General features: G+C 43.1%; 27 protein-coding genes and 1 pseudogene. 27 read left to right on the top strand and 1 reads right to left on the bottom strand.

All coding sequences use genetic code 11. The annotated features are described in order from the left end of the window. From HNQ84_RS11550 to HNQ84_RS11455, 20 genes and pseudogenes are all read left to right on the top strand, one after another. Positions 1-2,010 (top strand): annotated as a pseudogene (locus tag HNQ84_RS11550) (metal-dependent peptidase); the annotation flags it as partial. Then, the gene (locus tag HNQ84_RS11545; RefSeq protein WP_237811970.1) at positions 2,007-2,294 is read left to right on the top strand and encodes an EscU/YscU/HrcU family type III secretion system export apparatus switch protein; all 288 of its coding nucleotides are present in this window, start codon (positions 2,007-2,009) and stop codon (positions 2,292-2,294) included. The pseudogene HNQ84_RS11550 and the gene HNQ84_RS11545, both read left to right, overlap by 4 nt. A 59-nt stretch (positions 2,295-2,353) precedes the next feature. Beyond that, complete coding sequence (fliS, locus tag HNQ84_RS11540; RefSeq protein ID WP_183243733.1) at positions 2,354-2,767, top strand: flagellar export chaperone FliS; 414 nt, start codon at positions 2,354-2,356, stop codon at positions 2,765-2,767. Positions 2,768-2,780: 13 nt separating this feature from the next. Next, the gene (locus HNQ84_RS11535) at positions 2,781-4,409 is read left to right on the top strand and encodes a flagellin N-terminal helical domain-containing protein (protein ID WP_435622210.1); all 1,629 of its coding nucleotides are present in this window, start codon (positions 2,781-2,783) and stop codon (positions 4,407-4,409) included. An 81-nt stretch (positions 4,410-4,490) separates the two neighbouring features. Continuing rightward, a complete protein-coding gene (locus tag HNQ84_RS11530) occupies positions 4,491-4,928 on the top strand; it encodes a YaaR family protein (protein ID WP_435622209.1) in 438 nt (145 codons plus the stop codon). 11 nt (positions 4,929-4,939) lie between these two features. Next, positions 4,940-5,347 carry a TIGR03826 family flagellar region protein gene (locus HNQ84_RS11525; RefSeq protein ID WP_435622208.1) on the top strand — a complete coding sequence of 136 codons (408 nt, stop codon included), beginning with the start codon at positions 4,940-4,942 and terminating at the stop codon, positions 5,345-5,347. Between the two features lie 62 nt (positions 5,348-5,409). After that, on the top strand, positions 5,410-5,667 hold the full coding sequence (gene flgM / locus HNQ84_RS11520) for a flagellar biosynthesis anti-sigma factor FlgM (protein ID WP_094240435.1): 258 nt from the start codon (positions 5,410-5,412) through the stop codon (positions 5,665-5,667). After that, the gene (locus HNQ84_RS11515) at positions 5,667-6,134 is read left to right on the top strand and encodes a flagellar protein FlgN (protein ID WP_435622207.1); all 468 of its coding nucleotides are present in this window, start codon (positions 5,667-5,669) and stop codon (positions 6,132-6,134) included. The genes flgM and HNQ84_RS11515 overlap by 1 nt, the downstream gene beginning before the upstream one ends. Positions 6,135-6,146: 12 nt before the next feature. Further along, on the top strand, positions 6,147-7,682 hold the full coding sequence (gene flgK, locus HNQ84_RS11510; RefSeq protein ID WP_435622206.1) for a flagellar hook-associated protein FlgK: 1,536 nt from the start codon (positions 6,147-6,149) through the stop codon (positions 7,680-7,682). A gap of 11 nt (positions 7,683-7,693) precedes the next feature. Next, a complete protein-coding gene (gene flgL, locus HNQ84_RS11505) occupies positions 7,694-8,566 on the top strand; it encodes a flagellar hook-associated protein FlgL (RefSeq protein ID WP_435622205.1) in 873 nt (290 codons plus the stop codon). Positions 8,567-8,580: 14 nt separating this feature from the next. Further along, positions 8,581-9,135, top strand: a complete 555-nt coding sequence (locus tag HNQ84_RS11500; protein WP_435622204.1) for a DUF6470 family protein — start codon at positions 8,581-8,583, stop codon at positions 9,133-9,135. Positions 9,136-9,148: 13 nt separating this feature from the next. After that, a complete protein-coding gene (gene fliW, locus HNQ84_RS11495) occupies positions 9,149-9,586 on the top strand; it encodes a flagellar assembly protein FliW (RefSeq protein ID WP_435622203.1) in 438 nt (145 codons plus the stop codon). A 12-nt stretch (positions 9,587-9,598) separates the two neighbouring features. After that, a complete protein-coding gene (gene csrA / locus HNQ84_RS11490; protein WP_183249916.1) occupies positions 9,599-9,841 on the top strand; it encodes a carbon storage regulator CsrA in 243 nt (80 codons plus the stop codon). Next, entirely contained in the window at positions 9,838-10,023 is a 186-nt protein-coding gene (locus HNQ84_RS11485) for a hypothetical protein (RefSeq protein ID WP_032101229.1), read from the top strand. The genes csrA and HNQ84_RS11485 overlap by 4 nt, the downstream gene beginning before the upstream one ends. Before the next feature lie 139 nt (positions 10,024-10,162). Next, complete coding sequence (locus tag HNQ84_RS11480) at positions 10,163-11,278, top strand: flagellin N-terminal helical domain-containing protein (protein WP_435622202.1); 1,116 nt, start codon at positions 10,163-10,165, stop codon at positions 11,276-11,278. A gap of 508 nt (positions 11,279-11,786) precedes the next feature. Next, on the top strand, positions 11,787-12,149 hold the full coding sequence (gene flaG / locus HNQ84_RS11475) for a flagellar protein FlaG (RefSeq protein ID WP_435622201.1): 363 nt from the start codon (positions 11,787-11,789) through the stop codon (positions 12,147-12,149). Between the two features lie 17 nt (positions 12,150-12,166). Further along, entirely contained in the window at positions 12,167-13,720 is a 1,554-nt protein-coding gene (locus HNQ84_RS11470) for a flagellar hook-associated protein 2 (protein ID WP_435622200.1), read from the top strand. Between the two features lie 16 nt (positions 13,721-13,736). Then, positions 13,737-14,129, top strand: coding sequence for a flagellar export chaperone FliS (gene fliS, locus HNQ84_RS11465; RefSeq protein WP_435622199.1), 393 nt, complete (start codon positions 13,737-13,739; stop codon positions 14,127-14,129). After that, positions 14,129-14,479, top strand: a complete 351-nt coding sequence (gene fliT, locus HNQ84_RS11460; RefSeq protein WP_435622198.1) for a flagellar protein FliT — start codon at positions 14,129-14,131, stop codon at positions 14,477-14,479. The genes fliS (HNQ84_RS11465) and fliT overlap by 1 nt, the downstream gene beginning before the upstream one ends. Before the next feature lie 9 nt (positions 14,480-14,488). Continuing rightward, positions 14,489-14,878 carry a DUF8042 domain-containing protein gene (locus tag HNQ84_RS11455; protein WP_435622197.1) on the top strand — a complete coding sequence of 130 codons (390 nt, stop codon included), beginning with the start codon at positions 14,489-14,491 and terminating at the stop codon, positions 14,876-14,878. A gap of 34 nt (positions 14,879-14,912) precedes the next feature. Here the strand turns inward: HNQ84_RS11455 and HNQ84_RS11450 are convergent, their stop codons facing one another. After that, a complete protein-coding gene (locus HNQ84_RS11450; RefSeq protein WP_435622196.1) occupies positions 14,913-15,995 on the bottom strand; it encodes an HD-GYP domain-containing protein in 1,083 nt (360 codons plus the stop codon). A 173-nt stretch (positions 15,996-16,168) separates the two neighbouring features. Between HNQ84_RS11450 and hpf the strand changes: the two genes are divergently transcribed. From hpf to HNQ84_RS11415, 7 genes are all read left to right on the top strand, one after another. Next, on the top strand, positions 16,169-16,717 hold the full coding sequence (gene hpf, locus HNQ84_RS11445) for a ribosome hibernation-promoting factor, HPF/YfiA family (protein WP_032101209.1): 549 nt from the start codon (positions 16,169-16,171) through the stop codon (positions 16,715-16,717). A 62-nt stretch (positions 16,718-16,779) separates the two neighbouring features. Then, positions 16,780-17,403 carry a hypothetical protein gene (locus HNQ84_RS11440; RefSeq protein ID WP_435622195.1) on the top strand — a complete coding sequence of 208 codons (624 nt, stop codon included), beginning with the start codon at positions 16,780-16,782 and terminating at the stop codon, positions 17,401-17,403. A gap of 115 nt (positions 17,404-17,518) precedes the next feature. Continuing rightward, on the top strand, positions 17,519-20,023 hold the full coding sequence (gene secA / locus HNQ84_RS11435) for a preprotein translocase subunit SecA (protein ID WP_435622194.1): 2,505 nt from the start codon (positions 17,519-17,521) through the stop codon (positions 20,021-20,023). 80 nt (positions 20,024-20,103) lie between these two features. Continuing rightward, positions 20,104-21,211 (top strand): peptide chain release factor 2 gene (gene prfB / locus HNQ84_RS11430; RefSeq protein ID WP_435622212.1). Its coding sequence is split into 2 segments (ribosomal slippage): positions 20,104-20,175 and positions 20,177-21,211, totalling 1,107 coding nucleotides; the frame shifts between segments, so codons are not numbered across the junction. 89 nt (positions 21,212-21,300) lie between these two features. Beyond that, positions 21,301-21,558 (top strand): hypothetical protein, encoded by a 258-nt coding sequence (locus tag HNQ84_RS11425; protein WP_032101205.1) that lies wholly within the window; start codon positions 21,301-21,303, stop codon positions 21,556-21,558. Beyond that, a complete protein-coding gene (locus HNQ84_RS11420; RefSeq protein ID WP_435622193.1) occupies positions 21,527-21,787 on the top strand; it encodes a type II toxin-antitoxin system RelE family toxin in 261 nt (86 codons plus the stop codon). Before HNQ84_RS11425 ends, HNQ84_RS11420 begins: the two co-directional genes overlap by 32 nt. Positions 21,788-21,876: 89 nt before the next feature. Continuing rightward, positions 21,877-22,737: a YitT family protein gene (locus HNQ84_RS11415; RefSeq protein ID WP_435622192.1), complete on the top strand. Its 861-nt coding sequence runs from the start codon at positions 21,877-21,879 to the stop codon at positions 22,735-22,737. Positions 22,738-22,766 lie beyond the last annotated feature (29 nt).

Genomic DNA, 22,766 nt, shown 5'->3' with positions numbered 1-22,766 from the left:
CCAGCGGAGCAAGCAGAGAAAGTGGTGCGTGCACTTGAGCAGTCGAAGCAACTAGAGACGTCAGGACGCAACATGGAAGCTCGTCAACAGTTGATGCAGGCATTACGTGCGGTGGAGGAAGAAGTGGTTTCGGACGTCGTACGAACAGCAAAAGAAGCTATACGAGCAAATACTTCAGCGACAAAGGTAGAAACAAAAGAAGCCCAGCTGAGACAAGTAGTAGAGGTGCGGAAGCAAGCAGAAAGTGCGCCAAATGTGAAAGCAGTAGAGCCACAAGTGAGAGAGGTCGCTCGTGCATTACCAACAGAGCAAGCAGAGAAAGTCATGCGTACATTAAACCAAGCGAAGTTGTTTGAAACGGTTGGACGTGGTGAGGAAGCCCGACAGCAACTCGTGCAAACGTTAAGTTCAATTGAACAACAGCTTGCGCCTGAACATGTCAATCGCGCAAATATGATTGCTAATCACCTCGAGCGGCAAACAATGACGTTGACAGAAGCAGTTCGTCAGTTGCAAGCTGATGCTACACTTGCGAAACAACCAAATATGGCTCAAATGCTTCAGCAAGCCACACAAATGTTAGACAAACAACGACAACAGTTGTTAACTGCCCTTACGACAACAGAAAGTGAACAACGTGCAACAAATGATGTTCGTGCGACCATCGCTCAAGCGATGAAAACGATGCAAAAGGAGCCAAACGTCAAAGAGGCGCTGCAAATGGCGCGGATGCAACTTGCTCAACATATGGAACCGTCCCTTCATGAAGCGTTTGCTCGCGCGGAGCAGATGGCAGATGAAGGTCGAGAAATTGCCGCAAGACAGACGGTCGTCCAAGCGCTTCAACAACTTGAACAAACGTTGCCAACAAACGACGCTCCATCATCAGTTGATGTGGCATATGAATCTTTGGCTACGCTCGGTTTACAGTCAAAAGATATGATTGTTCAAACGGTGACGAAACGAATGGCAGAAGCGGCGCAGCAGTTTCAACAAACAAAGCGCGATATGATGCGAAATTTAGATGCAATTGATCGTCTCATCACTCAATACAAACAAGCGGCACGACCACAAGCAAAGCAGCTGTTAGAAACGACGATTAAACAGCTTGACCAAACAATTTTAAAAAGCGATGCGATGTTGTTTGCGGATATGACGATGGAGAAAAAATTGCTGCAAGCCAGTTCGCAATTGGCGGAAGCGAAAAAGCTGCTAGATAAAGGACAAATGGCAGAAGCACAAAAAATTGTGAAACAAGTAAAAGATACGCTTGCGCAAATGCAATTTAAGCCATCGGATGTGAAAGTGAAACATTTCGTTGAAGCGCAGTCACTAAAACAGCAAGCGCCAGAGCAGGCGTTACTGACGCAATGGAACGAGATCGTTCAACCCGAGCCGTCCGCACGCCATATGCTGCAAACCATTCGTCGCCTCGGTTTCATGCATGAAACGGATGTTGCCAATGCGCTCGTGTTTAACGGCGAAAGTGAACAGGCTGAAGAAACGATGAAAGGGCTGCTTATGAAATTAGCACAGGCGGGCGGCGAAGCAGCGAAACAAGCTGAACAAGCATTGACGAATATGACAGGGCAACAGCTGCTAAATAAAAACGATCAAGGAAGCGCGATGCAAACGCTCTTTTTCACGATTCCGTTGCTGCTGCAAAAGGAAGTGAAAGATGTAAAAGTATACGTCAATGCACGAAACGATGGGAAACGAGTTGACTGGGAAAACTGCAGCTTATACTTTTTATTCGAAACGAAAAAGCTCGGCGACGTCGGCGTATTATTAAGCGCAAACGAACGAACGATTTCCGTGACGTTTCGCAACGATCGCGAAGATTTCGCTGAACGTATGCGTCCGCTTATTGAGACTGCCACAGAGCGTCTTGAAGAAATCGGCTACCGCATCGGTAACGTGCAATTTACAACGTTTGCAAAACATGAAGAAAAGTCAAACGAGACAAAACGAGCGACATGGACGGAGAAAGGATATGATTTTACAATATGATGTACTTTAACCAAAAGCGAAAGCGAGAAATAAACGGTCCATCGGCGGCGGTCATTCGTTACGAAGAAGGGGATAAAGCGCCGACCGTCGTCGCCCACGGGCGCGGTTACGTCGCTGAAAAAATTATCGAACTCGCGAAACAAAACGGAGTGCCGATCGAACAAGATGCCGCGCTCGTCCAACATTTGCTTGACCTTGACCTTGGTGATACGATTCCGCCGCAATTGTATGCAGTTATCGCAGAAATTTTAATTTTAATTGAAAAAATGGAACGAAACTATTAAACAATAAAAAATCGTGACGATAAATAAAGTAGGTGAACGATGAAAGGGAGAGTGAGCGCGTGGAGTTTTTAACGGAAGAAGTGGTGTACAAAAAAACGCCGCAACAATTAACAGCGCTACTTTACGAAGGATTAATCGAAAGTGTAGAAGAAGCGATCGTAAGCACAAAAAAGGGCGACTATATTCATGCCAACAAAAGACTACAAAAAGCAAATGATATTTTACGCCGTCTTGGCGTTGGCTTGAAGTACGACGCTGGCATTATCGCCCATCAATTAGATGCGCTATACAACTATATGGCGGAGCGTCTTATCGATGCAAATATGAAAAAAGACGTAGAGATGATGCAAGAAGTGCTCACGATCACAAAAGAAATTGCAACTGCATGGAATGAGGCGTTGAAAAAACAACCGACAACGAATGTCGCAGCGAAAAAAGCAGCGGCATACGAACAATTTATTATGACGGAGTAAAGGAGAGAAAAACATGAGAATTAATCACAATATTCAAGCATTAAACGCTTATCGTAACTTGGCAGTAAACCAATCAAACACAGCGAAAAACTTAGAAAAACTTTCTTCCGGTTTACGTATTAACCGCGCGGCAGACGACGCCGCAGGTCTAGCGATTTCCGAAAAAATGCGCTCGCAAATTCGCGGTTTAGAAGTTGCAGAACGCAATGCGTTAGATGCGATTTCGCTAATTCAAACAGCGGAGGGGGCGCTAAGCTCTGTTCATAGCATGCTTCAGCGGATGCGCGAGTTAGCGGTGCAAGCTGCAAACGGTACGAACACAGATGATGATCGAAAAGCGCTTAACAGCGAGTTTGAACAGCTTAAAAATGAAATTAATCGGATTGCTGAAAAAACTGAATTCAATACGAAGAAACTGCTGAACGGGGAGTTGTCAGGCAACCAGCTCGGTGGAAAAGGAAGCCCGATCGGTACAGCTACTGCAGCATATGTTAAAGTGGATAACTTTGATCCAACTTCTAACATAACATCAAATATTTCGCAGAATGTACAAGTAAACGTTGATGGTGTAGTTTTTAACTTAACAGGCGTAACGGGTTCGGATCAGTTTCAATGGTTCCAAAGTCTCAAATCATCATTAGAGGCAGCTATCGATGCGTATAATACGGCAAATCCTAATGCTCAAGTTACTAAGCCAAAGTTTGAGATTACGGATGTACAAAGTACGACAAGTATGGATTTTGTCATTACTAGCGGCATAACGGGAACGAACTCAAAAATCGAAATTCGTCTTTTGGATGACGCAACTCATACAGCCAGCCCGGCAACCACCGACCTTGTTTCGAAATTAATAGATAATAATAATTGGAAATCTGGTTCTGATGGCAAATTGACGGCAGTGGCGGCAGCGGCGCTAAATAGCTTAGTAGTAGCTGATAAATTAACGCTTTCAGTAAATGGATATAATATTGATGTAGATCTTTCTACAATTGCTAGTGATACCTATGTAGCTGATGAGGAAATGAAGGGATCAGGTAATCTTGCTGATCAACTTCAAACGGCTATTAATGATGCTTTATCCGACTATAAGACACTAACAGGCATTGATTTCGGTACGGTATCTGTAGATGTTAAAAATGGATCTCTTGTTCTTAACAGTAGCAATCCTGATACGGTGAAGATTGAAGTTGCTAAAGGAAAAGCAGCAGATGCATTAGGTCTCTCAGGCGTCGGAACATACGCTACTGGTGGAATTGATTTTCATGTTGGTGCCAATGAAGGGCAAACTTTAAAGTTACAGATTAATAATATGAGTGCCGCAGCACTAAATATTGCTGATGTAGATGTTTCTACTCCTGTTGGTGCTAATAATGCCCTCGTGAAGCTAGATGAAGCAATTAAAAAAGTATCCGAAGAACGTGGTAAACTCGGTGCAATCCAAAACCGTCTTGAGCACACGATCAACAACTTAAAAACAGCGCATGAGAACTTAACGTCTGCGGAGTCACGTATTCGCGATACAGATATGGCGATGGAGATGACGAACTTTACGAAAAACAACATTTTAAACCAAGCAGCGCAGGCGATGCTCGCGCAGTCGAACCAGTTGCCGCAAGGAATTTTACAATTGTTAAAAAGCTAATGGGTAAAAAGGGTAGGTCGATGCGACCTCGCCCTTTTTTTGTAACTGTGGCATAATAAAAAGAAAAAGGTGTGAACGTTGATGGAAGTGCAAAAAGTGTCGCGGGCGTCGTTGAATCGTGTTGAGAAAAAAGATGATGCACCGATGGAATCGGTGTCGTTTACGGAAGTGATGCATAAGAAAAAAAACGATGTGTTATTTGAACGTTTTCAAACGATGGCGCAACAAATTGAAGCGCAAGGAAAAAAGTTAGCGGAGTCGCAAACGGTTGAAGATTTAAAAAAATATAAAAGGTTGGTAAAGCAATTTTTAGACGATGCGGTGAAAAATAGTTTGCAGCTTGAAGAACAGCGCGGATTTAGCCGGGGGGGACGGTCGAAAATTTATAAGCTTGTAAAAGAAGTCGATCAAAAGTTAGTGGAGCTCACAAACGCTGTATTAGAAAAAGAGAAAAAAGGGCTTGATTTGCTCGGGCTTGTTGGTGAAATTCAAGGGTTAATTATTAATATTTACACGTAAGGGGGAGCGACATGTTAGATAACTGCCCAAAATGCGGAAGTTTGTTTGTTCGCACGCAATTTCGCGACGTATGTGACGCATGTTATAAAGAAGAGGAAAAATTGTTTGAAAAAGTGTATGCATTTATTCGAAAACGAGAAAATCGCACGGCGACAATGTCCCAAGTTGTTGATGCGACAGGGGTAGAAGAAGCGTTAATTATTAAATGGATTAAAAAAGGGCGATTACAGCTCGTTCATTTTCCAAACCTCGGTTATCCGTGCGAAAAGTGTGGGGCAACGATTCGTGAAGGCAGGTTATGTGCTAAGTGTATCGGTGGCATTCAAAAAGAGATGACAAAAATTCAACAAGAAGAGGAGCGACAAAGACAAGCGAAACGCCAGACGACATACTTTACAGAACGCCGAAAAGATGACTAAACATTTTTTTCTTTTAGCCGATAATAAGCATAGGAGAAGAACGGAAAAAGTGAGGTGGGAACATGAAAATTAATCGCATTCAACCGATGAACGTCAATCCGTATGAGCGGACGTCACGTGTCGAAAAGCCGACAAAAGCAACGAAAAAGATGGATCAAGTTGAAATTTCTAGCGCGGCGAAAGAACTGCAAGAAGCTGCGAAATTTTCCTCGGAACGGTTAGAAAAAGTGGAACGGCTAAAATCAGAAGTTGAAGCAGGCACGTACACGATCGATGCACGAGCGATTGCGGAAAGCGTATTGCGCTATTATAAACGGTAATGGAGCGAGCGAACATGATTGATTTGATGCAAAAGTTGCTGACGTTTCATCGTGGCTTATTGCAGCTAGCAGAACAAAAAACAGAAGCGATTAAAAAAAGCGACATCGGTACGTTGCAACAAATGATGGTAAAAGAACAAAAATATGTGATGGCCATTCGGCAGCTAGAAAGCGAACGAATGAGCCTTCTTTCACATATGTCTGAAGAAGAACGAACGGTGAGTCGATATGCTGAACAGTTGGAAGAAAAAGAACGAACAAAGCTACTCCAACTAGCTAATGAACTAAGTCAAACGATTGCACGGCTAAAAGCGCAAAATGAACTGAATATGCAGCTGCTGCAACAGTCGCTCCAATTTATTCATTTTACATTAGATTTGATGATACCGAACGAACAAGATGTGACGTATGACCCGAAGCGAGCGGATGAATTGCCGCCAAGGTCGTCATTTGAAGCGAAAACGTAAGGGGGGCTTTTTGTGCTTTCAACATTTCATGGGTTAGAAACAGTACGGCGCGGGATGACTGCCCAGCAACAAGCATTATACGTCACCGGTCATAATATCGCAAACGCCAACACGCCAGGCTATTCGCGCCAGCGCGTCAACTTCGAACAAACGCCGCCGTATCCGTTTGCGTCGAAAAACCGTCCCGTCATGCCAGGACAAATGGGAACAGGTGTGGAAGGCGGCACGGTGCAACGCATGCGGGAAGAATTTTTAGATGTCCAATATCGCGGAGAAAACATGAAATACGGCTATTGGAATACGCGTGCGGAAGCACTGTATAAAATGGAAGAAATTATGAACGAACCATCAGATGAAGGACTAGCAAAAACACTAGATCGCTTCTGGCAAGCGCTGCAAGATTTAGCGGTAAATCCATCGAACGCCGGTGCTCGCTCGGTCGTCCGTCAGCGCGGCATTGCGGTCGCAGAGACGTTTCATTATTTATCTAGTTCACTCAAATCGATTCGCGATGATTTAAAAAATGAGTTGGATGTCACAGTAAAAGCAGTAAACTCTTTAGCTCGTCAGCTGAATGATATAAACAGACAAATTAGCGAAGTCGAAGTGCACGGATATTTGCCGAACGATTTATATGATGAGCGCAATCGGCTTTTAGATGAGTTGTCGCAATATGTAAATGTGAAAGTTACGCCTGTGTCCAGTGGTGGAAGCTCCTTAAAAATTGCGGAAGGACGTTTTACGGTAGAACTAGTGGATCGAACAGGGAGCACGGTGATTGGCACGCTTGTTGATGGACGATTAGGACAAGTAAATGAGCTCCAACTGAGCTATCAAGACAATGTGACAAAAACAGGACCAATTGTTAGTTTTTCACTCGGAAATACATCGTTTTCAACATTTGAACGTTTGAAAGAAAACGGAAAAGTAGGATCGCTTCTTTATTCGTATGGATATAGCGACGATGGGGGTACAACGACGAAAGGATTATATCCTGAAATGTTAAGTAATTTAAACGCCATGGCAAAAGCATTTGCGGATCAGTTTAATGCAGTTCATTCTAATGGATGGAGTGTAACGGAGATAAAAAATAAAACAAAGGATGGGAAAACATTTTTTACTTACGATCCAAGTGATCCGGCTGGAACGTTAGATGTCGCACAAATTATTAAAGATTCGCTCGATAACATTGCCGCGTCAGCAACAGGTCAAATCGGTGATGGAAGTAACGCCCAAGCGCTAGCTGAAGTGAAAAACGGAACGATGAATATTGCAGGAAACACAACAACGATTCAAAACTTTTACGAAAGTTTAATTGGACAAATGGCGGTCAACGCACAAGAAGCGAAACGGTTATCTGAAAATAGCGAGGTGCTTCGCCAATCGGTTGATGAACGTCGCCAGTCGGTCAGCTCCGTATCGCTTGATGAAGAGATGATGAACATGATGAAATTCCAGCATGCTTATAACGCCTCTGCGCGTATGATTACAATGATCGATCAAATGTTGGATAAAATTATTAATAATATGGGCATCGTCGGAAGGTAGGTGAGTAATCGATGCGCGTGACACAAATGATGTTAGCGAACAATACGCTTCGCAATGTGAGTAAAAGCTATGACAAACTCGGTACGTACCAACAACAACTAGCAACAGGGAAAAAAATTCATCGTCCGTCTGAAGATCCAGTCGTGGCGATGAAAGGGATGCATTACCGTACGAGTTTAACGGAAATCGAACAATTCCAGCGCAATTTGTCGGAGGCGTATACGTGGATGGAAAACTCGGAATCGGCGCTTAACCATACGACAAACGTGTTGCAGCGCGCCCGTGAGCTTGTCGTTCAGGCGAAAAACGGTACGCTCGGTCTAGAAGACCGCCAAGCGATCGCCCGCGAAATTGAACAGCTGAAAAAAGACTTAGTACAAGTCGCTAACACGAAAGTAGCAGGCAAATACATTTTCAACGGGACAAACATTGAACAAGCACCTGTGACGGACGGAACACCGCCAACTGTCAGCAATAACAACGATGATTTTATGGTCGAAGTAGCAAAAGGCGTTAAACTAAAAATTAATGTCACGCCAAATAATGTATTTAATCAAGGGTTGTTCGATACGTTACAGCAAATTGAAAACGAATTAGCCAATCCAACAAGTAGTTTAGACAACTTACTTTCCCAATTAGACACACATATAAACGACGTACTCGCAGAGCGTGCAGAGCTCGGTGCGCGCGTCAACCGTTTAGAGCTTGTTGAACAGCGTTTATTCGAGCAACAACTCATCGCGAAACGAATGATTTCTGATAACGAAGATGCGGACATTGAAAAAATTATTACCGAGCTGAAGTCGCAAGAAAGTGTACATCGCGCGGCACTCTCTGTCGGTGCGCGCATCATTCAACCGACGCTCGTTGATTTTTTACGTTAAGGGGATGAGTTGAAATGAAAATCCCACAACTGACGATGCAAGCGACGTTTCCACAACTGTCGATAACGATTGAGCGCGGGTCGATGCATATGCGCCAGCCGCAAGCGGACATGTCGATCGAACAGCCGCAGCCGCAAGTGGAGATGAAAACGACGCCTCCTCGCCTGACGATTGATCAAACGGAGGCTCGTGCGGATGTCGATTTAAAACATATTTTTCGTCGCATTGAAGAGGCGGCGCAAGAAGGGTATGCGAGCTGGCTATCGTATTTAGAAACGGCAGCGATGCAAGGCGATGAATTAATGCGCATCGAACAAGGTGGTGATGTGCTTGCGATGCAAGCGCAAGCAAATAGCGAGCGTCCACCTTTTGAGTATAACGTTGGGCTTATTCCACGCCCATTTAGTGTGAAAATTGGCTTTGAACCGGGACGCATCGATATGAATTGGCAAACGTCAGGCGCTCGCATTCATATCGAGCCACGCCCTGTGCAAATCGATTATAAACCAAACGTTGTGCATATTGACTTAGTGCGTCACAACAACTTGCGCATTGACGTGACTGTATAAATGAGGGATGAAAATGAACATTGAAACGAAATATCACGGAACGGTTCAACTTTCCGACATGGCGATCGTTTCGTTTGAAAACGGGCTACCGGGCTTTGAACATGAAAAACAATTTGCATTGTTGCCGATTCACGATTCGCCATTTACGATTTTACAATCGGTGCAAAATAAAGACGTAGCGTTTGTCATGATTGAGCCGTTTTCGTACTTCCCAACGTACGAAATCGAATTGGACGATACGACGTGTGACCAATTAAAAATAAAAAAAGAAAACGATGTGGCGCTATACGTCATTTTAACGGTCGCAGAACCGTTTACAAATACGACAGCGAACTTACAAGCGCCTGTCGTCATTAACGTTCACGAACGAATCGGCAAGCAAGTCATTTTAACAAATACACCGTATAAAACGAAACATCGACTTTTTCCAGAAACGGTTGAGGCGAAATAAGGAGGCGAGAACATGCTTGTATTAACGCGCAAATTAAAAGAAGCGATTCAAATTGGTGATGACATCGAAGTCGTCGTTCTCGCCATCGATGGCGATCAAGTAAAACTTGGCATTCGCGCACCGAAGCACGTGGATGTGCATCGAAAAGAAATATATCTCGCCATTCAACAAGAAAACAACGCAGCATCACTTGCCTCTGCCAATTCGCTTCAACAACTATCTGATCAATTAAAGAAAGGAGGGAAGAAACAATGAGCGTTAGCATCGGCGGTGTTCACGTCCCTGGCGTTATCGCACGCATCGTTCAAGACAATAAAGCGATCGCCGAACAAGCATTAAATGAAATTGTTAACAAACATAAAGACGATCCAGCTCGCATCGTTAAAGAAATTCAACAACCATCGCCGTTTTCACAATTTCTTGACATTAAAGTATAAAATTTTTTTCTCAACCTATTAAACTTTGAAAAAACGAGCCGATAATAAATGTGAGGGCAAGAAAGAAGGGCGGCCGACTTCCATCTTGCCAAATAAAATACCACAAGGACGTGGACAAACATTCAAGGAGGAATGAACGATGAGAATTAACCACAACATTGCGGCGTTAAATACGTACCGTCAATTGACAATTGGCAACTCAAATGCGGCGAAAAACATGGAAAAACTTTCTTCTGGTCTTCGCATTAATCGTGCAGGTGATGACGCAGCAGGTCTTGCTATTTCAGAAAAAATGCGTGGTCAAATTCGTGGATTAGAGCAAGCGTCACGAAATGCGCAGGATGGTATTTCTTTAATTCAAACAGCTGAAGGTGGATTAAACGAGGTTCATGCTATTCTGCAGCGTATGCGTGAGCTTACAGTTCAAGCTCAAAACGATACAAACACAGACGATGATCGAGCTGCGTTAAACAAAGAATATCAACAATTATCTACTGAAATCACTCGAATTGGTAATACAACGGAATTTAACACGCAGAAATTGCTCAATGGATCGTTAAGCTCAAGCATCGCTAACGTCGGTTCTAACTTGACAACAGCAAATGGTATCGTCAACATTAAATCAAACGGCGCAGAAGTGTTGAATGGTTATAGTATTACTGTTGATACGGGAGCAGGAACGATCACTGTAAACAACGGAGCAGGAAAATCCGAAACAATTAACTACGGTGGGGCACCTACGGGATTTGAAACAAAAGAAATTAACTTTGGCTCATTAGGTATCAGTGTAGAAATTAACAGTAGCATCACTGATATTAACGCAAATAATACTTTTGATGTAACTTCAACTGGGTCAATTGATTTGCAAATTGGTGCTAACAGCGGTCAAAAAATGAACATATCAATCTCTGACATGCGCGCAACAGCGCTTGGCGGTGCTACAAAAGTGAGCGCTACAAGCATTGATACAAAAGCGAATGCAAACGCAGCGCTTGATGTGCTTGATAATGCTATTAAACAAGTTTCAGACGAGCGTGCTCAATTAGGTTCTTACCAAAACCGCCTAGAGCACACAATCAATAACTTAGGTACAGCTGCAGAGAACTTAACAGCTGCAGAATCACGTATTCGCGACGTAGATATGGCGAAAGAAATGATGGAGTTTACGAAAAACAATATTCTTTCCCAAGCAGCACAAGCGATGTTGGCTCAATCCAATCAAATGCCACAAGGTGTATTGCAACTACTTCGGTAATTTGATTGGAAGGGCGTCTTAGCTGGAAACGGCTAAGAGAATGACTGGGTGAATTGCTGGGAAGCCCTAAAGCTTTCCTTGCCACAACGGAGCTGGAAACGGCAGACGTGACGGCGTGAAAAAAGGAAGATGCTACAATGGGCAATCAGCAGCCAAGCTCCTGTGAGGAAACTCTGGAGAAGGTTCAACGACTAGGACATACCACCTAAGGCGAGAGCTATGGTGATGAAGTCCGTAGGGGAAATACCCGAAGTGCCCAGCCCTTCGCTAGCTAATAGCTAGAAAGGTGAAGATATAGTCTACACAACGATCGAAAGACGTTGCGGCATGGCAAGCCAATCAACAACCACAAGGAGTATTACAATTACTCCGTTAATGAAACAACAAGAGGCCTTAGGTTTTCTAAGGTCTCTTGTTTATTTCTCTTCATATAGTTTTTTCCCCTTCAAATTTCCCTTCTCCATCCGATATAAATAGTAGGAACGTATATGTAAAGGAGCGAACGGTGATGATTGAACGTATTTCTTCTTCTCTTTCTTCCACGTATATGTATGAAAAAACGACAGAGCGTCCAGCAGAACAGCAAAAGCAAGAGCAAACCACTCTACAACAAACGATGACGGCAAAACAAGAAGAAGAGCGCATTTCAAAAGAAAAGCTTGAAGAAATCGTGAAAGGTATGAACGAGTTTTTACAGCCGAGCCATACGTCGTTAAAGTTTAACGTGCATGAAGATTTGAAAGAGTATTACGTCCAGCTCATTGATGAACGGACGAAAGAAGTTGTGCGTGAAATTCCGCCGAAAAAACTATTAGATATGTATGCGGCAATGATGAAGTTTGTCGGTTTAATTGTCGATCGAAAAATTTGAGAGGATGGTGAAGAAAGATGAGTTTAATGCGAATTGGTGGATTGGCGAGTGGAATGGATATTGATAAAATCGTCAGCGATTTAATGAAAGTCGAACGTGCGCCGATCGATAAATTAAAACAAAAAAAGCAATTGCTTGAGTGGCAGCGCGATGCGTATCGCGATATGAATCGTTTGTTAAATGATTTAGACCGCATGATTTTCGACGGCGTCATGCGCCAAAGCACGTTTTTACAGAAAAAAGTGACGAGCTCAAACGAAAATGTCGTCACCGCCACAAGCACGCCGAGCGCGTCGAATCAAACAGTTGAGATTAGCAACATTACGCAACTTGCAACTGCGGCAAGATGGACATCACAAAATACGATTAATATAAGTGCAAATGACCAGTTGAGCACATTATTTTCAGGTACAGAGGTAATGCCAACTTCTTTACAGTTTAAAGTGAAGAATCCAGATAGCAGTGTTGAAGAAACTGTTACTATCTCACTTGACCCGAGTAAGGACACATTGAGCACGTTGATTTCAAAATTGAATCAAGATACTAAATTAGGCGTTCGTGCGTTTTACGATGATTTTACACAGAAAATGGTTATTACTAAAAATCAAACGGGTAGCGGATCTTCTATTGAAGTTACAAGCGGTGCAGAACTTTTCACTAAATTAGGATTTAACCTAGATATACAGGTTGATTCAAGTGATCCATTAAATGTAATCACAAAAACGTTTTTAAAACAAGATGCGGGAACAGGGCAAAACGCTAAATTCACAATCAACGGTCTTGAAACAGAACGAACATCAAACACATTTACAATTAGCGGTATGACATACACATTGAAAAACACGCATGCAGGAACGGTGACGATTACATCAACGACAAACACCGATGCGATTTTTAACTCGATTAAATCGTTTGTCGATAAATACAACGAAACAATTGATGAAATTAATAAAAAGCTAAAAGAAACGCGCTACCGTGACTACCAACCGCTGACAGATGAGCAACGTGAACAGTTAACCGAAAAACAGGCAGAGAAGTGGGAGGAAAAAGCGAAAAGCGGTATTTTGCGCAGCGATTCGATTTTATCGAATGCGCTCTCTAACATGCGGCAAGCGCTTTATCGCAAAGTCGAAGCAGCGCCGGAAGGGTTTCAACAGCTTGCCCAAATCGGTATTACGACAACGCCAAACTACTTAGATGGCGGGAAGTTAATTATTGACGAAGCAAAATTGCGACAAAAAATTGAAGAAAATCCAGATGCGATTTATCGCCTGTTCAGTAACAATGGCTCTGGAAGCGATAAAGGTATCGTCCTCCAACTTCGCGATGAAATAAAAAAGACAATGAAAAGCATTGAAGACAAAGCAGGAAATACGTTAAAAGCTACGAATCAATATATCATTGGAAAAAGCTTACTTGATCTTGACACACGTATTAGCGCAGCGGAAGACCGATTAAAACGAGTGGAAGACCGCTATTGGAAGCAGTTTTCAGCGATGGAAAAGGCGGTACAACGTGCGAACTCGCAAAGCATGTATTTAATGAATGCTTTTGGTGGAGGAGCACAGTAATTTAGGAGGTTGAACGATGAACCCATATCAATCATACCAAACGAACGCGGTGCAAACGGCGTCGCCAGGGGAATTAACGCTTATGCTTTACAACGGTTGTTTAAAGTTTATTGCGCAAGCGAAAAAGGCGATCGAGGAGAAAGATATTGAAGCACGCAACACGAACTTATTAAAAGCACAAAAAATTATTCAAGAGCTTATGGTGACGCTCAATATGGAATATGAAGTGGCAAAATCGATGATGACGATGTATGACTATATATATCGGCGTCTTGTTGAAGCGAACATTAAAAGCGACATAACGATTTTAGAAGAAGTCGAAGGATATGTAAAAGAATTTCGTGATACGTGGAAGCAAGTTATTCAAATGAATCGTCAGCGTCAATATGCGCAAGGCGGTCACGTGTAATGAGCGTTGTTTCAGAGCTTTTTGAGGCGACGGTGGCGATTGTGACGTTGCTTCGTGAGCCGATCGAAAGAGAGAAGCGTGAAGCTGTCATCGAACAAATCGAACAACTGCTTGAAAAGCGTGAGCAGCTTCTTCAGCTACTTCCGACAATGTTAACCGACGAAGAAAAACAAATAGGAAAACAGCTGCTTGCGCTTGATCGGGAGGCGAACGCTCTTCTCCAACAATTCAAACAACAAATTCAGCAAGATTTAAAACAAACGAAGCAAACGAAAGTAGCTGTCGAACGGTATGATGACTTATACGATTCGTTATCGATTGACGGTATGTTTTATGATAAACGAAGGTAGGTAGAATATATGGTACATTTAACTCCAGAACAATTAACAGTCGTTCGTCAATATGCGGCGTTATTAGACACCATTGAAGAAGGTTTTCGCTACGTCATTGAAAGTTTTGCGAATTACGAGCGCACGCAAGGGGATGTCGTGCTCGCTGATATTTTTACAGCGTTCGGTCAAATTGATACGACAAATGAGCGATCGCTTGCGCATTTTTTTGCCGATGATATCGCGCTATTGAACGAGCTTCAACGTTTTTCTTCTGTCATAGAAGAGGCGTGGAAATTAGACGGAAAGCTGCATGATCCAAATGCGAAGCAACAAATTGTCGAAAAACATTTAGCGCCAGCGTTTGAGGCGTGGAAAGTAAGCGTGATGCAACATCTTCGTCCGTATGTTGAGCAATAATATAAAGGTGCGAGTGGATCGCACCTTTTGTTATTCAAAACGCTTCGACAATCGTGACGTTTACTTCTTTACGCAAGTCGATTTCAAACGGTGATTTGAGCATCTCGCCGCTTGGATTTTGTAAAATACGAACGACAGGACGAAGCGGATATTCAGGGAAAATGTTTGAGACGACGCCTCGGTATCCTGTGTTTAATACGACGTTTGTGCCGAGTGGGTAAATGGCGACATATTTTAAAAACGTTTTAATGAGTTCGTAGTCAAACAACGTATTACCGGCCGCGCATAAATATTCAGCTGCTTCGTGCGGTGAGTGTTGTTTCCGATGGTCACGCGGAGAAGTGAGCGCGTCGAACACGTCTGCGATGGCGATAATGCGCGCGAACTCATGAATGTATTTACCGGCTGCTTGATGTGGATAGCCGCTCCCATCAAACCGTTCGTGATGTTGGAGTGCACAGTAAGCGGATGACGGTGAGACGTTGTTTTGTTTTTTCAATAATTCAAACCCAAATTCAGTATGGTGGGAAACGATTCGACGTTCTTCAGGGCTAAGCGGCCCCTTTTTCCCCCAAAGGGCACTTGGAATTTGTGTCATGCCAATGTCAAATAAAAGTGCTCCGACGCCTAAATCAAGCAATTGTTGGGATGAATATCCTTTCGCTAATCCGATAACGCCTGCGATTGTTGCCACGTTAACCGAGTGGTGAAAGAAATACCCTTTTGAAATAACAAGGTCAGATAAGTTAATGAGCAAATTTTCTCGACTTAATAAATAGTCTAAAATCTCTTTGAATATTTTTTGATATTCTTGTCCGAGGTCAAGCGAGGACACGCGCTGGACAGCTTTTTGTTCCTCGATCAGTTCTGTCATCGTTTCGTACACTTTTTTTACCGCTTGTTGTCGCACAACGGGACTAATCATTGGCTTTTCTTCAATATCAAATGTAAAAATATCGTGAATATAAATATGACGAATGCCATTTTCACGCAATCCGCGAATGTATGAGTCGGTCAGTTTAACCCCCTTAGCGAGCAAAACTGCACCGTTTGGTCCGTAAATATCAACGGCGAGCACATCGCCACTTTTTGCTTCAAATATGTGCACTTTACGCATGCGATAACACCTCAGTAGAAAAATACGAACACTTTTCATCATCTATAAATTATAGCATAATTATCCATTGTTTTGTTCATCATTTTTTCACAAAAAATGTGACGATTGAGAAGGAGTTTTGTAGGGAATTGTAGAAATAAGTAAACAACCTTTCATAAAAGGAGGAACAGCGTATGAAATACAACATTCGCGGAGAAAACATCGAGGTTACACAAGCCATTCGAGAGTATGTCGAGAAAAAAATCGGAAAATTAGAACGCTATTTTGAATCGACGGAAGGAGTAACGGTTCACGTTAACTTAAAAGTATATAATGATAAACAGGCAAAAATTGAAGTGACAATCCCAATGCCACAAATTGTGTTGCGTGCGGAAGAGCGCCATGATGATATGTATGCGGCTATTGATTTGGTCGTCGATAAACTCGAACGCCAAATTCGTAAGCATAAAACGAAAGTGAATCGAAAAATGCGTGAAAAAGAAGCAAATGGTGTAACATTAACAGCAACTGCTCCTGTGGCAACAGAAGAGCATGAGGAAGAGGAATTCGAAGTTGTTCGTACGAAGCGATTTAGCTTAAAACCGATGGATAGCGAAGAAGCAATTTTACAAATGAATATGCTTGGTCATAACTTTTACGTCTTTATTAACGCAGAAACAAACCGTACAAACGTCGTTTACAAACGAAAAGACGGCAAATATGGCTTAATTGAAGCAAACTAATCCTACCACCCTCTGTCGAATGAAGACAGAGGGTGGTATACTGTGAAAGGAGGTGAAAAAGGATGGAAGCGATTTTACGCGAAATTTTAGCGAAGCTGACGAATATCGAAAGTAATTTTCTACAGTTTCAACAAGAAGTGCGTAATCAATTTGCCCGAATTGACGAGCGTTTTGCACAAATTGATGAACGGTTCGCACAAATTGATGAACGGTTCGCACAGATTGACGAACGGTTCGCACAGATTGACGAACGGTTCGCACAGATTGACGAACGGTTCGCACAGATTGACGAACGGTTCGCGCAAATTGACGAACGGTTCGCGCAAATTGACGAACGATTTGCGCAAATTGATGAGCGATTTGCACAAATCGAAGCGCGATTTGCTAACATGGAAGCTCGTTTAACCGCGCTTGAACAAGAGATGAAAGAGACAAACATGCGCATCAGTCGTCTCGAGGGAGAAATGTGCGATGTAAAGAAGCGTCTTGAACATGTCGAAATACAACTAAGCGACGTAAAAGAAACAGTGCACCGTTTAGAAATTCAACTAGCCAACGATGTACAAACATTATTGCAACATATTTATAAAAAGATTGATGAAAAAGGATTTGAAATCTATGCTCTCAACAAACGACTCCACCACGTCGAAGCAACGATCGAACAACTCCAATCGCCTCAACGATAACATCTCCCCAGCGTCTCCTGCGCTGGTTTTTTCTTTTCTTTCGTATGAGTTGTCACCTTTTCCTGTAAGTGATATGATGGTAATTAGCGACTATATAAGCAAGGAGCGTTTTTGTATGCTTGGAATGTTCAAAAAAGTGTTTGATCCGAATAAACGGCAAATTGCACGACTGGAAAAAATAGCGAATGAGATTGATGCGCTCGGTCCACAAATGGCGCAGCTTTCTGATGACGAGTTGCGTCAAAAAACGGAAGAGTTTAAGGCGCGTCTCGAAAAAGGCGAAACGCTTGATGATTTGCTTGTGGAAGCCTTTGCAGTCGTTCGCGAAGCAGCGAAGCGCGTGCTTGGCATGTATCCGTATAAAGTACAATTGATGGGAGGCATCGCACTTCATGAAGGCAATATTGCTGAAATGAAGACAGGGGAAGGAAAAACGTTAACTGCAACGATGCCGGTATATTTAAATGCGTTAACTGGAAAAGGTGTTCATGTCGTCACGGTAAACGAATATTTAGCGAGCCGTGACGCGACAGAAATGGGTAAGTTATATCAATTTTTAGGATTATCTGTCGGATTGAACTTAACGAATATGTCGCGTGAAGAAAAGCAAGCGGCTTACAATGCAGATATTACATACGGAACGAACAACGAATTTGGCTTCGACTATTTGCGCGATAACATGGTGCTATATAAAGAACATATGGTGCAACGCCCACTTCATTATGCAATCATTGACGAAGTCGACTCGATTTTAATTGACGAAGCGCGTACCCCGCTCATTATTTCAGGCACAGCACAAAAATCTACGAAGCTGTACATTCAAGCGAACGCGTTTGTTCGTACATTAAAGCGCGATGTCGATTATACGTATGATGAAAAAACGAAGAGCGTTCAGCTGACGGAAGAAGGAATGAACAAAGCGGAGCGCGCGTTTGGTATCGATAACTTATTTGATTTAAAACATGTGACGTTAAACCACCATATTAACCAAGCGTTGCGCGCACATGTTGTCATGCAGCGTGACGTTGATTACGTTGTGGAAGATGGGAAAATCGTTATCGTCGACCCGTTTACAGGTCGTCTTATGCGCGGACGTCGATATAGCGATGGACTCCATCAGGCGATTGAAGCAAAAGAAGGGCTTGAAATTCAAAATGAATCGATGACGCTTGCGACAATTACGTTCCAAAACTATTTCCGCATGTATGAAAAGCTTGCGGGAATGACGGGAACGGCGAAAACAGAAGAAGAAGAGTTTCGCAACATTTACAATATGCAAGTCGTTGTCATTCCGACAAATAAACCAGTCATTCGCGATGACCGTCCAGATTTAATTTATCGTACGATGGAAGGAAAGTTTCGCGCGGTTGTCGAAGACATTGCGGAACGTCATGCGAAAGGACAACCTGTCCTTGTCGGTACGGTATCCATTGAAACGTCTGAATTATTGTCGAGCATGTTAACGAAGCGCGGCATTCGCCATAACGTATTAAACGCGAAAAACCATGCGAAAGAAGCAGAAATTATTGCGCAAGCTGGTCAAAAAGGGGCAGTAACGATTGCGACAAACATGGCAGGACGCGGAACGGATATTAAACTCGGTGAAGGTGTGCGCGAGCTTGGTGGTTTAGCCGTTATCGGTACAGAGCGTCATGAAAGCCGCCGCATCGACAACCAATTGCGCGGTCGTTCTGGTCGTCAAGGAGACCCTGGGGTATCGCAATTTTACTTGTCGCTTGAAGATGAGCTCATGCGTCGCTTCGGTTCAGAAAATATGATGGCCATGATGGATCGTTTAGGCATGGACGATTCACAGCCAATTCAAAGTAAAATCGTATCGAAAGCGGTCGAATCTGCGCAAAAACGCGTGGAAGGAAACAACTTTGATGCACGGAAACAACTGTTGCAGTACGACGATGTATTGCGCGAACAACGTGAAATTATTTATCGTCAACGTTTCCAAGTGCTCGATTCTGAAAACTTACGCGACATCGTTGAAAAAATGATTCAATCCGTGATTGAGCGCGTTGTGCGTATGCATACGCCAGATGAAGAGATGCCGGAAGAATGGAATGTGCAAGCGATCGTTGATTATGTGCAGGCGAATCTTCTTCCTGAAGGAGACGTGACGATCAACGATTTGCGCGGCAAAGATCCAGAAGAAATGATTGAATTCATCTGGAACAAAGTGCGCACGCGTTACGATGAAAAAGAAAACCGCATTCCAGCGGAACAAATGCGCGAGTTTGAACGCGTCATCGTTTTACGTGCGGTCGATATGAAATGGATGGAACATATCGATGCGATGGAACAGCTTCGCCAAGGCATTCATTTACGAGCATACGGTCAAATTGATCCGTTGCGTGAATATCAAATGGAAGGGTATGCGATGTTTGAGGCAATGATCGCTTCTATTGAAGAAGAAGTCGCCCGCTATATCATGAAAGCGGAAATCGAAAGCAATCTTGAACGACAAGAAGTAGCCAAAGGAGAAGCGGTTCATCCGAAAGAAGGCGAGGAAGTGAAACGCAAGCCGGTGAAAAAAGCGGTGGAAGTCGGCCGAAATGATCCGTGCCCGTGCGGAAGCGGAAAAAAATATAAACATTGTTGCGGACGATAAGTGAGGGATGTTCCCTCGCTTTCGTTATGTTGCGTCCGCCGAGACGTTTGCATACAATAATGGTTGAGGTGAAGGACATGATTGATTTAGTAGAAATTAAGCAAGAGCTTGAAAAAATGGCTAAGCGATTAGCGGATATTAGGGGGTCTCTTTGACCTCGAAACGAAAGAAGCGCGCATTGAACAACTAGAAGCTCAAATGGCCGCGCCTCATTTTTGGGACGATCAAAAAGCAGCTCAAGCGGTAATTAGTGAGGCAAATGCGCTCAAAGATTTAGTCGGTGAGTTTCGCTCACTAGAAGAGCGGTTCGAAAATTTAGAAGTGACATACGAGCTCGTGAAAGAAGAACCAGACGAAGATTTACAAAAAGAGCTCGTAGCTGAAGCGAAAAAACTATCGAAAGACTTTAGCGAATTTGAACTGCAGCTTCTATTGAATGAGCCGTACGATAAAAATAATGCTATTTTAGAGCTTCATCCTGGCGCCGGTGGAACAGAGTCGCAAGATTGGGCGTCGATGTTGTTGCGTATGTACACGCGCTGGGCGGAGAAAAAAGGATACAAAGTGGAAACGCTCGATTATTTACCGGGTGAAGAAGCCGGAATTAAAAGCGTCACGTTGTTAATTAAAGGGCATAATGCATACGGATATTTAAAAGCGGAAAAAGGGGTTCACCGCCTCGTCCGTATTTCACCGTTCGACGCTTCCGGTCGCCGTCATACGTCGTTCGTTTCGTGCGAAGTTGTGCCTGAATTTGACGAAAACATCGAAGTCGACATCCGTCCGGACGAAATAAAAGTCGATACGTATCGCTCAAGCGGTGCCGGCGGTCAGCACGTCAATACGACAGATTCGGCTGTACGTATTACACATATCCCGACAGGTATTGTCGTCACATGCCAATCCGAACGTTCGCAAATTAAAAACCGCGAAAAAGCGATGAACATGTTAAAGGCGAAATTGTATCAAAAGAAATTGGAGGAACAACAAGCGGAACTTGCTGAAATTCGCGGTGAACAAAAAGAAATTGGCTGGGGAAGCCAAATTCGTTCTTATGTGTTTCATCCGTATTCGCTTGTAAAAGATCATCGAACAAACACGGAAGTTGGAAACGTACAAGCGGTGATGGACGGAGAAATTGATGTCTTTATTGACGCCTATTTACGCTCAAAATTAAAACAAGGGTGAGGTGTCCGGCACGGGCACCTTTTGTTGTATATTATTGACATCTAAAAAAAGAGCGTGATAATCTGGACATAACGAAAGGGGGGAATAACATGGCAGTAGACAAAAAAGTGCTCCATGAGATGATTGAACAGTTAAGCGAATCCGACCAAAAATCAGCCTACGAATTTTTATTGTATTTACTGCAAAGATCAAAAAAAGATCATAAATGGTGGGATGAAATGGAGGAAGTAAGTGAAGAAGAAGCGTTGTTAACAGAAGAGGAAAACCGCCAGTTACAAGGAGACGAAGGATACATGACCGGTGGTGATGCAAAACGTGAATTTGGCTTACAGGTTGATTTACCGTAAGGAAGCAGTAAAATTTCTTGCTAATCAAGAGAAAGAAGTACAAGAACGGATAGCTATAGCATTAAAAGGATTGCTTTACAGTCCCCCTCAAGGAGACATTAAAAAAATGAGAGGACAACAAAGTTTGTACCGTTTACGTGTTGGCACATACCGCATTCTTTTCCGCATTGATCACCACGAGCAAATGATTTACATCGAGGCGATTGGCAATCGAGGAGACTTATATTAACTTCACTATATTAAATCATTATTGCGTTAATTCGATGTCATTTACTTCCTATGTCGGGCATGCTATACTCACGAGGGAAGGTGAGAAGCATGCGTAAACGAAACAACATAACAAATCCAGTCGTTGAAAAAATATTGGAATACGTATACATTCTTGTTGGCTCGGCCGTTGTGGCTGTTGCATTCAATTTATTTTTACTTCCGAATCGCGTTGCCTCAGGTGGTGTGAGCGGTATTAGTACCATTTTGCATGCGACGCTCGGTTGGCAGCCTGCTTATGTACAATGGGCGCTTAACATTCCGCTATTTATTGCAGGCGTGTTGCTGCTTGGAAAACAGTTTGGCGTCAAAACATTGGTCGGTACTGCTTTTTTGCCGTTTGTCGTTTATTTGACGCATGACATGGCGCCAGCAACGAACGATCCATTGCTTGGGGCATTATTTGGCGGCATTGGCGTCGGTGTAGGATTAGGTATCGTTTTTCGTGGTCGCGCATCGACAGGGGGCACCGATTTAGCTGCTCAAATTATTCATAAATATACAGGGTTATCGTTAGGGACGTGCGTCATTTTAATTGACGGTTTAATTGTACTAACAGCAGCATTTGTGTTTGACTTAGAGCGGGCGTTATATGCATTAATTGCGTTATTCGTCACAAGTAAAACGATCGACTTTGTTCAAATCGGATTTGGTAACTCGAAAATGGCAATGATTATTACGAACAAAGAAGAAGAAGTGCGTGAAGCGATTTTGCATAAAATTGACCGCGGTGTGACAAAACTACATGCATACGGTGGATACACAGAACAAGAACGTACGATGCTTATGTGCGTTGTGGCACAAAGCGAGTTCACAAAATTGAAACAATTAGTGAAAACCATTGATCCATCTGCATTTGTCGTTGTTATGGATGCGGCAGAAGTGCTTGGGGAAGGATTTAAACGTGCCTAACGTAAAAACGATGCGATATAATAGAAATG

It is taken from the genome of Anoxybacillus eryuanensis (assembly GCF_051200995.1).
In the GTDB taxonomy this organism is placed as follows: domain Bacteria; phylum Bacillota; class Bacilli; order Bacillales; family Anoxybacillaceae; genus Anoxybacillus; species Anoxybacillus tengchongensis.
Note: the sequence above shows the minus strand (reverse complement) of the source record. Positions and strands in the feature narration are given on the sequence as shown.

What these genes read in the sequence shown, in the direction of transcription:
- secA (WP_435622194.1), top strand. Translation starts at nt 17,519, where the DNA reads ATGCTTGGAATGTTCAAAAAAGTGTTTGATCCGAATAAACGGCAAATT.
- HNQ84_RS11470 (WP_435622200.1), top strand. Translation starts at nt 12,167, where the DNA reads ATGAGTTTAATGCGAATTGGTGGATTGGCGAGTGGAATGGATATTGAT.
- HNQ84_RS11480 (WP_435622202.1), top strand. Translation starts at nt 10,163, where the DNA reads ATGAGAATTAACCACAACATTGCGGCGTTAAATACGTACCGTCAATTG.
- HNQ84_RS11500 (WP_435622204.1), top strand. Translation starts at nt 8,581, where the DNA reads ATGAAAATCCCACAACTGACGATGCAAGCGACGTTTCCACAACTGTCG.
- flaG (WP_435622201.1), top strand. Translation starts at nt 11,787, where the DNA reads ATGATTGAACGTATTTCTTCTTCTCTTTCTTCCACGTATATGTATGAA.
- HNQ84_RS11450 (WP_435622196.1), bottom strand. Translation starts at nt 15,995, where the DNA reads ATGCGTAAAGTGCACATATTTGAAGCAAAAAGTGGCGATGTGCTCGCC.
- flgM (WP_094240435.1), top strand. Translation starts at nt 5,410, where the DNA reads ATGAAAATTAATCGCATTCAACCGATGAACGTCAATCCGTATGAGCGG.
- fliS (WP_435622199.1), top strand. Translation starts at nt 13,737, where the DNA reads ATGAACCCATATCAATCATACCAAACGAACGCGGTGCAAACGGCGTCG.
- HNQ84_RS11515 (WP_435622207.1), top strand. Translation starts at nt 5,667, where the DNA reads ATGGAGCGAGCGAACATGATTGATTTGATGCAAAAGTTGCTGACGTTT.
- fliT (WP_435622198.1), top strand. Translation starts at nt 14,129, where the DNA reads ATGAGCGTTGTTTCAGAGCTTTTTGAGGCGACGGTGGCGATTGTGACG.
- HNQ84_RS11525 (WP_435622208.1), top strand. Translation starts at nt 4,940, where the DNA reads ATGTTAGATAACTGCCCAAAATGCGGAAGTTTGTTTGTTCGCACGCAA.
- HNQ84_RS11455 (WP_435622197.1), top strand. Translation starts at nt 14,489, where the DNA reads ATGGTACATTTAACTCCAGAACAATTAACAGTCGTTCGTCAATATGCG.
- csrA (WP_183249916.1), top strand. Translation starts at nt 9,599, where the DNA reads ATGCTTGTATTAACGCGCAAATTAAAAGAAGCGATTCAAATTGGTGAT.
- HNQ84_RS11545 (WP_237811970.1), top strand. Translation starts at nt 2,007, where the DNA reads ATGATGTACTTTAACCAAAAGCGAAAGCGAGAAATAAACGGTCCATCG.
- HNQ84_RS11415 (WP_435622192.1), top strand. Translation starts at nt 21,877, where the DNA reads ATGCGTAAACGAAACAACATAACAAATCCAGTCGTTGAAAAAATATTG.
- flgL (WP_435622205.1), top strand. Translation starts at nt 7,694, where the DNA reads ATGCGCGTGACACAAATGATGTTAGCGAACAATACGCTTCGCAATGTG.
- HNQ84_RS11535 (WP_435622210.1), top strand. Translation starts at nt 2,781, where the DNA reads ATGAGAATTAATCACAATATTCAAGCATTAAACGCTTATCGTAACTTG.
- fliW (WP_435622203.1), top strand. Translation starts at nt 9,149, where the DNA reads ATGAACATTGAAACGAAATATCACGGAACGGTTCAACTTTCCGACATG.
- HNQ84_RS11485 (WP_032101229.1), top strand. Translation starts at nt 9,838, where the DNA reads ATGAGCGTTAGCATCGGCGGTGTTCACGTCCCTGGCGTTATCGCACGC.
- HNQ84_RS11530 (WP_435622209.1), top strand. Translation starts at nt 4,491, where the DNA reads ATGGAAGTGCAAAAAGTGTCGCGGGCGTCGTTGAATCGTGTTGAGAAA.
- hpf (WP_032101209.1), top strand. Translation starts at nt 16,169, where the DNA reads ATGAAATACAACATTCGCGGAGAAAACATCGAGGTTACACAAGCCATT.
- HNQ84_RS11425 (WP_032101205.1), top strand. Translation starts at nt 21,301, where the DNA reads ATGGCAGTAGACAAAAAAGTGCTCCATGAGATGATTGAACAGTTAAGC.
- HNQ84_RS11440 (WP_435622195.1), top strand. Translation starts at nt 16,780, where the DNA reads ATGGAAGCGATTTTACGCGAAATTTTAGCGAAGCTGACGAATATCGAA.